This window comes from Sphingobacterium sp. SGR-19 (assembly GCF_011043555.1).
Lineage (GTDB): Bacteria > Bacteroidota > Bacteroidia > Sphingobacteriales > Sphingobacteriaceae > Sphingobacterium.
Map to the genome: position 1 here is coordinate 170300 of NZ_JAAKGS010000007.1, position 12287 is coordinate 182586.

Below are 12287 nucleotides of genomic sequence, written 5' to 3' on the forward strand. Positions count from 1 at the left end.
TGAACCGTCAATCTTTTCGGTGAAACATCTCTTTATATAGTCCCATCGTAGATTATCCCTCCAACCATTGTATAAAAGCATGATATTTTTCTTTACTTACCGAAATCTTGATAGGATGGTCTACATGTAAATTGATAGCTAGTTTACGTGATAGACCGAGATTTGCGAAAGCAATTGCGTCGCGATTTAAGATATGCTGGCGGTTTACCCGGAAAAAACCGTCGCCCAGTAAATATTCCATCTCTTCTAAAGACTTATTGATCAGGTACTCCTTGCCACCATGTGTTTTGACGAAAACATTGTCGAATTCAATATAACAAAGGGCAATATCGGATATTTGAACGGGAATGATTTTATCGCCATGGATTACAATCAGGGACTTCTTGGTCCTGTCGGCTATTTTGCCTTCGTTTACCGAGTGTACCATGTCAAGCGTAGTCTTATTAAACGCTTGCCGTAAGAGACGGTATTTTTCTAAAGTTTTATGAATGCTTTCGTCAGAAAACGGCTTTAAAATGTAATCTAATCCAAAATGTTGGAAAGCTTCCATCATATATTGGTTATAAGCTGTGCAAAACACAATAGGAGCCTTCGGTGGAATTGTCTTGAAAATGTCGAAAGACTCGCCATCTCCAAGTTGGATGTCGCTGAAAATGAGATCAACTGGCGGATCGGTTTTAAAATAGGTTATCGCCTCCCGTACACTTGTCAAACGGGCACAGAGTTGCGTATTCGGTTCTAAACGTTTTAACGTCGAACACAAATCTTCAGCTGTCAAGTCCTCGTCTTCAATGATGATGGTTCTCATGTTGAATAAGTTTAAGCCGAACTTCAAATGTACTTTCGTTTTCGTGAATAATTACACTGTCCTGAAGATAATAACTGAATCGTTCTCTGAGGTTATTCAGGCCATAATTATTATTGTCTCCCATCGAGGGTTTTCGTAGGCATACATTGTTGCTTACGACTATCCATCCTGCTTGTTCACGAATAGTAATAGATAATGGATGCTCGATTGTATAAAAATTATGTTTCAAGGCGTTATCAACCAACGGTTGTAAGGAAAAAATAGGAAGTAAATCGTGTTGGACATTTTCTGATACCTGAATATCAAACTGTATCGCTTCGTTAAACCGAAGCTTCTGCATGGAAAGATAATCTTCGCAAAGTTTGAGTTCCTGCTGGACAGTTGCTAAACCATCCTCTGAGGTCATGAAGCTTCCACGTAAATAATCCGAAAGCTGTAATAAATAAGATTCTGCTTTAGCACTATCCTTTTTGATGAGCGATTTCAAACTAGAAAGCGCATTAAACAAAAAATGAGGTTGAACTTGTTGGCGTAACATTTGATTAACAGCGCGTTCTTTTAGTTTATCTAATTTTGATCTTTCTAGTTCCAGCTGGTTTTTAAAGTAATCCGTCATCAAAAAATATAGCCAGAGCAAGACGATGAAATTCAAGATAGCGGCTCTGAAGCCTGCGAGAAGAAAGAGGTTAAAGACAGAGCCCGTGATGATTTTTCGTTCTTGGGGTGTCAACATGTCCAAGTGAAAGAAAAAGACCACTAACGCTAATGATATAACAAAGGTGAGAGCAAAACTTAGGATTTTTACCTTAAACGGGGACTTAATGGGGTCTTTGACATCAAAATGTACGTTCAGTGCGAGATTGCTCACTATAATCCCAAAAAAAGCTCCAAATCCTGCGCACGTGTTCAACCAAAAATGGGCCTGATCCTGATATAGCATCGAGTCGATAATCGATATTGATACGATACAAAGCGAAAATACCACGCTACGTTGGATCCAGCACTTTAGCGGATAACGATGCCGGTTACGTATGAAACCCATGAATAATACTTTTACAGATGACAAAGATAATGGAATATTTTTATTGCAGCTGATGTCACAACGAGATGATTAGCTGAATACAGAAGGTTATACCGCTATTTCTATAAAACTAAAGAATTAGTTGTATAACTAAAAAATTAGTTTTATATTTGTTTTTACAATCGATTGCAGGCAATATTGTCTTTTTAATAAATAGAGTTATGGACGAAATAAAAGAACTTACAAAGGCGGAGGAACAGATCATGCAGGAACTATGGAACATGGGAGGAGGATTCGTGAAAGAAATCATAGCCCGATTGCCAGATCCGAAGCCGGCTTATAATACAGTATCTACTATTATTCGTATTCTGGAAACCAAGGGTTTCGTAGAACATGAGTCTTTTGGCAAAAGCCACCGCTACTTGCCTAAGATTAGCAAAGAAGAATATAAGAAGTTAATTACCGGAAAACTCTTGCAGAATTATTTTGATAATTCCACAACGAGTATGCTATCTTTTTTCTTGGAAGAGAAGAAAGTGGATGTAAAGGAATTGGATGAGATCATGCAAATCATCCAACGGAACAAAAAATAAAAATGTAAGCTATGACTTATCTGATTTTAGCAAACCTATCCTTGATACTGTTCTTTGGAATATATGTACTCGTGTTAAAACACCTTACATTTTTTCAGTGGAACAGGATCTATTTACTGAGTGCAATAGCTGTTTCATTCGTGATACCGCTGTTACAATTTGTAGACTTGAGCCACCACAGGGAAGTATATCGACCATTGGCAATGATCGATTTTGCAGAAATGGAGGCTGTGGGGGTAACGGATACCCTGGCACATAACAATTCTTGGTCTACTATGGATTGGGTTCGATTTGTTTATATCGCAGGTGCAGGACTGATGTTACTTTGGTTAGGTATTCGGCTGTATCGTGTGTTTAGAGCTTTTGGAGGTAACGCTCTTGAAGGACGGAGTTTTTCTTTTTTCAATCGAGTGTTCATTCCCGAACAAGCGCAACATAGCGATGTAATTGCTGTGCATGAGGAGATTCATATAAAACAGCGTCATAGTTATGATATCCTATTTATAGAAGCTGTACGGGTGTTCAATTGGTTCAACCCCATCTTTTATTTTTATTTAAAAGAGCTTAAATTTCAGCATGAATGTATTGCTGATAAGGCATGCTCAGGAGATAAGGTGCAATATGCAGAGTTGTTAGTCTCGAATGCAATGCATGTTTCTCCGAGTGTATTAATACATGAGTTTTCCAATCAATCATTTTTAAAACGACGTATTATGATGTTATTCAAAAATAAATCGAAGAAAATAAACCTAATTAGTTACGTGATGATCCTGCCTGCCTTGTTATTGATATCCGGAATGGCACTTGCATTCAACGGATCTATAAGAGATGTTGTAGTGTCTATAACAGCTGTTGATGCGGAAAACATCGCACAGCAGGACACAACGAAGCGTAAGGCAGAGGAAGCTAAGGAAGAAACAATGCCCAAACGGGAAGAAGAAGCAATACCGATACGAAAAGTAACACCAAAAGGGGAGCCCCGTCAAGAAGAAAATCAAAATGCAGTTACGGAGGTCATAATAGCTCCCCAGGAGCAGGAGAATACTGATAGAGTATTTACGGCTGTCGAAGTTAATCCAGAACCAAAGGGAGGCCTAAAAGCCTTTCGTGAATGGGTAGGCGAAAATTATAATTATCCTCAAGTCGCAATTGATGCAGGTGTAAAAGGGCGGGTTGTCATTTCTTTTATTGTGGAAGCCGATGGCCAGCTAAGTGATTTTAAAATTGTAGAGGATCTTGGTTATGGGACGGGCGAGGAGGCAATCAAGATTCTTAAGAAAGCTGAGGCTTGGCGGCCAGGAATACAAAATGGTCGAAAAGTGCGTGTCGGTTATACTTTACCTATAAACATGAATCTTCAACAATAGTATATTGGACTTACATCGTCAAGAAATGTGGGGGAAGATATTGAGGGTTGATAAGGGCGAAAAATTAAGGTAGGATTTCTGATATCCTACCTTAATGTCTTAACTTAAAAATGCTTTTTCCAGTTCTAGAGGAACGATATAGGTGCCATTTTTATAAACACGCATATTACCTCCGGAAATTTCATCAATCAAAATAAGCTGGTTATTGGAGACATCGTGACCAAATTCCAATTTGATATCATACAACTCCAATCCTTTTTTTGCAAGTTCTGCTTTCACGATATCGCAGATCTTTCTAGTTAGGTCGGCAAGTTCATCATATTGCTCTTTACGAAGTATTCCTAACATAGCTAAAGCATCTTGGGAGATAACCGGATCGCCTCGCTCATCATCTTTAATCGTTACTTCTACAAATCGATCGAGATCTTGTCCTTCTTGGCAATATGCGGCATACCGCCGATAGAAACTTCCGACTGCTTTATAACGGCAAATTACTTCAAGCCCTTTGCCTAACACCTGCGCATTTTTTACCACCATAGATACGTCATCTATATCAGCGGAGACGTAATGTGTCGGAATTTGTAGGCTGTTCAACAGTTCAAAGAAATATTTTGTCATTTTCAAGCCCGATTTCCCCGCACCGTCGATAGTTAATCCTACGGTATTGGCTCCTGGATCGAAAACTCCGTTTTCACCCGTTACATCATCTTTAAATTTTAGTAGGATACGATTGTTGTCCAGTTGATAGACATCTTTTGTTTTACCTTGATATATAAGTTGCATGGTGTTGATTTTATGATGCGCAAAATACAAAAAATCCATCAATTGATCGGGGCTTATGGTCGCATTTCAAAGCGTAACAATCTAATTTCTTCTTGCAGCTGTTCTATTTTGTGTAAAAGGTGCTGTGCAACCTCGATACCTTGTAAGTTTATTTCCAGATCATAATGCCAAGTAGCAAATTGCTCCAAGGCTTTCAGTTCTTCCTCTTTAACGAACTCTTCCTCGTCTTGCATCACCACTTCAATTAAACCATTACGGGAAAGATTTCGAATAAATTGTAGTTCTATTTTGTGGGATTGGCAGATGTCTATTATCCTTATTAAAGTCCTTTCCATAGCTTATTTCTTTAGATTAACCAATTGTTGAAACAGTTCTTTTTCTTTATCGCTAAGGTTCGTAGGGAGTTTCACATGCAACGTTACATATAAATCCCCAAACTGTCCATCTTTCTTGTATACAGGAAAACCTTTTCCTTTTAGACGAATTTTAGTTTCATTTTGCGTTTCCGGTTTAATCTTGACTTTGATTTTTCCCGCAAATGTATCAACGACGGTCTCTCCGCCTAAGAGCGCGGTGTATAGATCGATCTCCTGTACCTTATAGAGGTCATTTCCTTTACGTTGAAAATAAGCGTCTGGTAAGATGTTGAATTCGATGTATAGGTCGCCGTTCGGCCCACCGTTAACCCCTTCGCCGCCTTGTCCACCCAGTTTGATTTTTTGACCGTTTTCTACGCCCGCTGGAATCGTAATGCGAATATTCCGGCCATTTACGGAAAAAGTTTGTTGATGTGTGGTATAGGCTTGTTGTAACGTCAGTTCCAGCACGGAATGATAGTCATTTCCCCTAAACTTGGTTTGTCTGCCACCGCCGCGTCGGCTACCAAACATTTGCTCAAAAAAATCTGAAAACTCACCGGTATCATAATTTCCCGAATAGTCAAAATCAAAACCTTCAAATGGATTTCCTGTGCCTCCTCCGCTAGCACCGCGACTACGTTGCTGTTGGCGTGCCTGTTGATAAGCTTCTCCGTGCTTCCAATGCTCGCCGTATTGATCATATTTTTTCCGCTTTTCCGGATCGGTTAAGACCTCATTTGCCTCGTTGATTTCTTGAAATCTCTTTTTAGCATCCTCATCATTAGGATTCAGATCGGGGTGATATTTTCGGGCGAGCTTTCTATACGCTTTCTTAATATCATCTTGGGAGGCATTTCGCTCCATCCCCAATACTTTATAATAATCTACAAAAGCCATACATTTATTATGTTGTAATTACCATAACAAGATAGCGTTCTTTTTGTTTAATGCTATGGTTGGACGATGACATCTACGCCTTTCCCTGCGAATTCTTTTTTGAAGTATTGTTTGTCGCCAGAAATGACGAGATTATTGATTTGATTGATCACATCTCGATTTTGAGAAGCTACTGTACTTCTTTCTTTTAAAGTTACCAATAAAGAGTCTGCTTCCACATTGGCATTATAGTTTAATACGGCATTTTCCAAGTTAACTGTTGCATTCTTCATTGTTAATTTTTCAAGATGGACGTTGGAGCGATTTGTTGCATATAAATTAAGATGCGTGATACTATCGGATTCTTTGCGGTTATACCAACTTCTGCCCAGAATTGAAATTACAAGAAATAATAAAGAAAAGACTATTTAAAAACTGTCCACTAATTGATTTATCGTTTCAATTTCTTCTGCTGCCAACTGAATGTCTATACTCTTCGCATTTTGAATCGCCTGTTGCGCATTCCGAGCGCCTGCTAATGCTATGGTGATACCTGCCCGTTCAATTGTCCATCGTAATATTAACTGACTTAAAAAAGCATTTTTGCTATCGGCAATAGGTTTTATCTTATCTAAGAGCAAATTTGTTTTCTTGATGAAATCCGGTCGGAAATATGGTAAAGAAGCCCGGTGATCGCCTTCTTGGAAGGTATAATCCGGATGGATTTTACCTGTCAATAGTCCGCGTTGAAGCGGGCTATACGCTAAAATGGATTTGTTGTGTTCTATACAATATGGGACTGTCTCCACTTCAATACCGCGGTTAACCATACTAAAGGGAACTTGATTGGAAACGAGATTTACTATTTGCTGTGCTTCTGCCATTTGTGTACCGGAATAATTGCATACACCAGCATAACGAACCTTTCCCTGTTCTATTAACCGAGAGACAGCTTCGAAAGTTTCCGAAATAGGCGTAGTCGAATCCGGCCAGTGGATTTGATACAGATCGATATAGTCTGTTCCCAAACGTTTCAGGCTTTGCTCACATTCATATATTACACTCTCCTTTCCGGCATATCGGTAAACGTCCAATGCTTTTCCGTTATTGTCTTTTGTATGCATAGCGAAATCACCTTTTGCGGAATCTAAATCCCAACGCATACCAAATTTGGTCAAGAGTTGTACCTTATCCCGCGAAATACCCCGTATGGCTTCACCGACGATTTCCTCGCTCGTCCCCTGACCATATATCGGAGCCGTGTCAATAGAAGTTACGCCGAGATCATAGGAAGCCTGAATAGCCTCTACGGCCTCTTTTCGATCAGTTGAGCCCCACATCCATCCTCCGGCGGCCCAAGCACCGAAGGTAATGGCGGATACTTTCAATTCACTATTACCTAATTTTCTATATTCCATGTCTGTCTGATTTCTCTTTTACTCTTTATTTGAATCAACCGGCAACCGTTTGTCACGATTGGCAATTTCCCATGCAACATGGAAGACCAATTTCGCCCGTTTCACCATCATCGGGAAGTCGATTTTGTCAACCGTATCTTCCGGTGTGTGGTAGTGTGGGTGTAACCCTGAGAAAAAGAATGCAGACGGGATACCTTTTTCGGCAAAGTTGTAATGATCTGAGCGATAATATAAACGCATCGGGTCTTTGGGGTCATCATACATATAATCCAATTCCATTTGCGTATATGTACGGTTTGCAGATTCTGTGATCTCCTTTAATTCAGAGCTCAATTTATCCAGTCCGATGGCGTGGATATAATTGTGGTTTCCGTTCAAGTGTTTGTCGTCTATACGCCCAATCATATCCATGTTGATACAGGCAACGGTGTTTTCAAGCGGGAAGATTGGATTTTCAACATAAAATTTTGAGCCCAGTAATCCCTTTTCTTCGGCAGCAAGGCCGATAAATAACAAACTTCTGCGAGGACCTTTGCCGTCTTCTTTTGCTTTAGCAAAGGCACGGGCAAGCTCCATAACGCCTACTGTACCCGAACCATTATCATCCGCTCCGGGGAAAAATGTGCCGTCAGGTAATATGCCATCATGGTCATAGTGCCCTACAACGACAATGATCTCATCTTTTAGGTCTGAACCTTCCAATAGACCAAGCACATTGGGATCTGCGAATTTCTCTTTCGTGATTCCCATTTCGGCATCAACTTTTGTAGGAATGCTGAAAGTAGATGGGTTATTTTTTTGTTGTTCAAGGCTTGTCTGATGTGTTGCTAACAGCTCATTCGCCAGCCTTGAGGAAATATTAACCACGGGCGCTTGGGCAGTGCCCGATATGGCATTATTTCCATCATCCAAAGAGAATCGGCCGCCAACTAAACGTTTTCCGAATCGAGCCATATTTTCGTCAACATAATCCCCCGTCGCCAAAATCATTTTTGGATTTCTTTTAAGAAGTTCCTGCACGCGTTTAAACCGACTACTGGCCCATTCCGACATTTTCTTGCTACCTGTAACAATAGAATTGCCGTTCGCATCTTTTGGTTCTCCCTCGTTGATGACTAAAACCACTTTGTCTTGGATATCGATACCGGTTAAGTCATTATGTTTTTTGTCTTGGATGCCATATCCAACAAACACGATATCATCGGCTTCATAAGTGGTTTGTTTATTATCGCCTTGTATGAAGAAATCCGTGCCGTTTTCATAAGTAGTTCCATTCACAACAAAGCGTTGCACTTGATAGGAAACCTTTACTAAGTTTACCGGTTGAAAATAGGCGCCATTTACCGGTGCTTTCAAACCGTAGGATTTAAATTGCTCCGCAAGATAATGCGCTGTTTTTTTACCACCTTTTTGACCCGTACCTCGTCCTTCAAATTCTGGTGACGCTAGTAGCGTCAAATGCTCTTTTGCGGTTTCCTCTGTCATAAGATCCGCATATTTCAGCTGTACCGGATCTTGATGTTGTGCTATCACACAACTGTGAAACACAGGCACGAGTACAAGTGCAGTAATCCAATTCTTCATCATAATCACACTTTTAAAAGATCAAGATCTATCTAAAAATATCAACTTAAGATCTCCTATCTCATAACATATTATATATCCAATTATGTACACGCAATTTTATTTACACGCGTACCGTGTCTGCCTCCTTCAAAATCAGTGGTCAGAAATGTTTTAACAATTTTTTTTGCCAGCTCGAGGTCGATAAAGCGAGCAGGAATACATATGACATTCGCATCGTTATGTTGTCGTGCTAAAGCTGATATTTCGTTTTGCCAAGCTATGGCCGCTCGAATACCTTGGTGTTTATTGGCCGTGATCGCCACGCCATTGGCGCTGCCACAGATCAATATACCCAATTCGTTTTGTCCGTTTTCGATACTAGTAGCTACCGGGTGCGCAAAATCAGGATAATCTACAGAATCCGCAGTTGCAGCACCAAAATCTTCGACAATGTAACCCTCATCTTTAAGAAACGCTAGTACAGCCGTTTTATATTCAAAACCAGCGTGGTCACTTCCTATTGCAATTTTTTTCGACATGATCGTTATTTTATTTTTGATTATAAAATTCTTTCTCTTTTTCTAGTTTTCTCTTGTGCACATTGGCGGAAACCATGATGCTCAGCTCGTAAAGCATAAACATAGGGGCGCTAACGGTCAATAACGTAATTATATCTGCCGTTGGCGTGATGATGGCAGCGATGATTAATATAATAACAACGGCATACCTTCTGCTTGCTCGCATAAAAGCAGGTGTCATAAGGCCCAGTCTGGACAATATAAAAATGACGATAGGCAAAAGGAAAATTACACCACATCCTAGTGTCAAAGTAGCAATAAGTGATAAATAAGAATCAATCGTAATTTGGTTAGTAATTTCTGCACTTAGAGACACGTTAGTCAAGAAATTCACCGAGAGCGGAACGACAATATAATAGCCAAATAACGCGCCGATGACGAATAGCACGGTGGCATAAAAAACAAATCCACGTGCAGAATTTTTTTCTACGTCCGTTAGTGCAGGCTTTATGAAAAGCCAGATTTCGAATAGTAAATAAGGGAATCCCAATGCGACTGCCATCAATAAACAAGAGTTGATCTGAAGCATAAATTGCCCCGCCATTTCGGTGTTAATGATATTAAAGGGGATGCGTTCTACGCAAAACCCATCCAAACTGAGCAAATCACCCACTTTGCACATCATCCGATACGTCCAAAAGTCGAGACTTTTAGGACCCATGATAATCTTGTTAAATACGAAGTCATAAAATGTGAACGAAAGAACAGCAAATACCACGATCGCGATAACGGAACGAATAATATGCCATCTAAGCACTTCCAAGTGCTCAAAGAACGACATTTCTCCTTCGAGATTCTTTCCTTTCTGTTTTATAGCGTTGATTAACTCTTTTGATTTTGACATGCTAAATGTTGTTTCTAAAACAAACAAAAATACCATTCTTATTTAGAAGAATGGTATTTTAAACGTATGTAAAGGAAATTTTATTCAACCTCTTCGTCTGGATATTCCGTAAGGTCGAATGTTTCCATGAATTTCGTCGTAAAATTACCTGCTCTAAAGTTTGGATCCCGCATTAAACGTATGTGTAAAGGAATGGTTGTTTTTATGCCCTCTATCACAAATTCGCTCAGTGCTCTTTCCATGGTGTTGATCGCTTCTTCACGTGTTTGTGCGATGCAGATCAATTTTGCAATCATGGAATCGTAGTTTGGAGGGATCGTATAGCCTGCGTATACGTGTGTATCTACTCGAACACCATGACCACCCGGTGAATGAAAATTTGTAATTCTACCGGGCGATGGACGAAAGTTATTGAACGGATCTTCCGCGTTAATACGGCATTCAATGGCATGCATGGTCGGCTCATAGCTTTTTCCAGAAATCGGAATTCCTGCGGCTACCTTAATCTGTTCTTTGATGAGATCGAAATTGATAACCTCTTCTGTAACAGGATGCTCGACTTGGATCCGGGTGTTCATTTCCATAAAATAGAAATTACGGTGTTTATCGACCAAAAACTCGATCGTACCCGCACCTTCATAATTTACGGCTTGCGCGCCTTTAATCGCCGCTTCCCCCATTTTTTCGCGAAGTTCCGGTGTAATAAATGGGGAAGGTGCTTCCTCAACTAACTTTTGGTGGCGTCGCTGTATAGAACAATCACGTTCCGATAAGTGACACACTTTTCCATATTGATCTCCGATAACTTGTATCTCGATATGGCGGGGATCTTCTACGAACTTTTCTAGATAGATACCATTGTTGCCAAATGCTGCTCCAGCTTCCTGACGGGCTGAATCCCATGCAGGTTCAAACTCTCCGTCATTCCATACAATACGCATCCCACGTCCACCACCGCCGGCGGTAGCTTTCAAGATAACCGGATAGCCGATTTCGTTGGCAAGTTTTATACCTGTTTTTACGTCAGGAACTAAACCATCAGAACCCGGTACAGTCGGTACACCCGCCTGTTTCATAGTTTCTTTTGCCGATGCTTTATCGCCCATTTTCTCTATCTGTTCCGCCGTAGCACCAATGAATTTGATACCATATTCGGCACAGATGGCGGAGAATTTAGCATTTTCCGATAAAAAACCGTATCCGGGGTGAATGGCGTCCGCATTCGTCAATTCGGCTGCCGAAATGATATTAGGAATGCTTAAATAAGAATCTTTGCTTGCTGGGGGACCGATACAAACAGCCTCGTCAGCGAAGCGTACATGTAGGCTATCGCGATCTGCCGTAGAATAGACGGCGACACTTTTAATACCCATTTCACGACAGGTACGAATGATGCGAAGCGCGATTTCCCCTCTATTTGCTATTAGTATTTTTTTGAACATCTTTTATATCTCACATCTAAACTATGCTGGATCAACTAAGAATAACGGTTGATCAAACTCTACAGGTTCTGCATCATTTACCAAGATTTTCACGATCTTGCCTGATACTTCCGATTCAATTTCGTTGAAAAGCTTCATAGCTTCTACAATACACAGCACTTTGCCCGGAGCAATTTCATCGCCTACATTGACGAATAATGGCTTATCCGGACCAGCGGCACGGTAAAAAGTCCCGATCATGGGCGATTTAATGGTGATGAGGTTTGACGACTCAGCTACTGGTGTGCCGGACGCTGGAGCTACCGGCGTAGTATTGGCCGGAGTAGCCACGGGCGCTGCAGGTGTAACCTGCTGCGGGAGCGGCGCCACTGGATTCGGAACAGTCGCCGTAACATAGGTAGGCTCCTGATTCGTTTTTATGGTAATTTTAAAGTCTTTCTCTTCGATCGCGACTTCGTTCACACCTGATTTAGCGACAAATTTAATCAAGTCTTGAATCTGTTTAATATCCATACTCATATTTCTAGTAGGTTTCATGTGTAAATAATGTGTCTTTTAATGATCACATAGAATATCCAGTTCCGGGCGTGTTTACATGTTGAAATCGTGGATATTTAGTGTGTCAATTTCGT

General features: G+C 40.5%; 14 protein-coding genes. 2 read left to right on the plus strand and 12 right to left on the minus strand.

The window, feature by feature from the left end:
* Positions 1-52 precede the first annotated feature (52 nt).
* Both G5B43_RS14070 and G5B43_RS14075 read right to left on the minus strand, forming a co-directional pair.
* Positions 53-808, minus strand: a complete 756-nt coding sequence (locus G5B43_RS14070) for a LytR/AlgR family response regulator transcription factor (RefSeq protein ID WP_165295435.1) — start codon at positions 806-808, stop codon at positions 53-55.
* Positions 789-1850 carry a sensor histidine kinase gene (locus G5B43_RS14075; RefSeq protein ID WP_165295436.1) on the minus strand — a complete coding sequence of 354 codons (1062 nt, stop codon included), beginning with the start codon at positions 1848-1850 and terminating at the stop codon, positions 789-791. Before G5B43_RS14075 ends, G5B43_RS14070 begins: the two co-directional genes overlap by 20 nt.
* A gap of 200 nt (positions 1851-2050) precedes the next feature.
* On the opposite strand from G5B43_RS14075, the gene G5B43_RS14080 reads away from it, so the two are divergent.
* A complete protein-coding gene (locus tag G5B43_RS14080; protein WP_165295437.1) occupies positions 2051-2422 on the plus strand; it encodes a BlaI/MecI/CopY family transcriptional regulator in 372 nt (123 codons plus the stop codon).
* A gap of 11 nt (positions 2423-2433) precedes the next feature.
* Positions 2434-3789: a TonB family protein gene (locus G5B43_RS14085; RefSeq protein ID WP_165295438.1), complete on the plus strand. Its 1356-nt coding sequence runs from the start codon at positions 2434-2436 to the stop codon at positions 3787-3789.
* A gap of 99 nt (positions 3790-3888) precedes the next feature.
* Here the strand turns inward: G5B43_RS14085 and G5B43_RS14090 are convergent, their stop codons facing one another.
* The 10 genes from G5B43_RS14090 to accB all read right to left on the minus strand — a co-directional run bounded on the left by G5B43_RS14090 (position 3889) and on the right by accB (position 12174).
* Positions 3889-4572, minus strand: coding sequence for a phosphoribosylaminoimidazolesuccinocarboxamide synthase (locus tag G5B43_RS14090; RefSeq protein ID WP_165295439.1), 684 nt, complete (start codon positions 4570-4572; stop codon positions 3889-3891).
* A 53-nt stretch (positions 4573-4625) separates the two neighbouring features.
* Positions 4626-4907 (minus strand): chaperone modulator CbpM, encoded by a 282-nt coding sequence (locus G5B43_RS14095; RefSeq protein ID WP_165295440.1) that lies wholly within the window; start codon positions 4905-4907, stop codon positions 4626-4628.
* 3 nt (positions 4908-4910) lie between these two features.
* On the minus strand, positions 4911-5828 hold the full coding sequence (locus tag G5B43_RS14100) for a DnaJ C-terminal domain-containing protein (protein WP_165295441.1): 918 nt from the start codon (positions 5826-5828) through the stop codon (positions 4911-4913).
* Between the two features lie 53 nt (positions 5829-5881).
* Complete coding sequence (locus G5B43_RS14105; RefSeq protein WP_165295442.1) at positions 5882-6100, minus strand: hypothetical protein; 219 nt, start codon at positions 6098-6100, stop codon at positions 5882-5884.
* A gap of 135 nt (positions 6101-6235) precedes the next feature.
* On the minus strand, positions 6236-7225 hold the full coding sequence (locus tag G5B43_RS14110; RefSeq protein WP_165295443.1) for an aldo/keto reductase: 990 nt from the start codon (positions 7223-7225) through the stop codon (positions 6236-6238).
* 18 nt (positions 7226-7243) lie between these two features.
* Positions 7244-8812, minus strand: coding sequence for a M28 family peptidase (locus G5B43_RS14115; protein ID WP_240904872.1), 1569 nt, complete (start codon positions 8810-8812; stop codon positions 7244-7246).
* 80 nt (positions 8813-8892) lie between these two features.
* Positions 8893-9330: a ribose 5-phosphate isomerase B gene (gene rpiB / locus G5B43_RS14120; RefSeq protein WP_165295444.1), complete on the minus strand. Its 438-nt coding sequence runs from the start codon at positions 9328-9330 to the stop codon at positions 8893-8895.
* Between the two features lie 10 nt (positions 9331-9340).
* Positions 9341-10213, minus strand: a complete 873-nt coding sequence (gene tatC, locus G5B43_RS14125) for a twin-arginine translocase subunit TatC (protein WP_165295445.1) — start codon at positions 10211-10213, stop codon at positions 9341-9343.
* Positions 10214-10293: 80 nt separating this feature from the next.
* Positions 10294-11655 carry an acetyl-CoA carboxylase biotin carboxylase subunit gene (gene accC, locus G5B43_RS14130; protein WP_165295446.1) on the minus strand — a complete coding sequence of 454 codons (1362 nt, stop codon included), beginning with the start codon at positions 11653-11655 and terminating at the stop codon, positions 10294-10296.
* Positions 11656-11676: 21 nt separating this feature from the next.
* The gene (accB, locus tag G5B43_RS14135; RefSeq protein WP_165295524.1) at positions 11677-12174 is read right to left on the minus strand and encodes an acetyl-CoA carboxylase biotin carboxyl carrier protein; all 498 of its coding nucleotides are present in this window, start codon (positions 12172-12174) and stop codon (positions 11677-11679) included.
* Between the last annotated feature and the right edge of the window lie 113 nt (positions 12175-12287).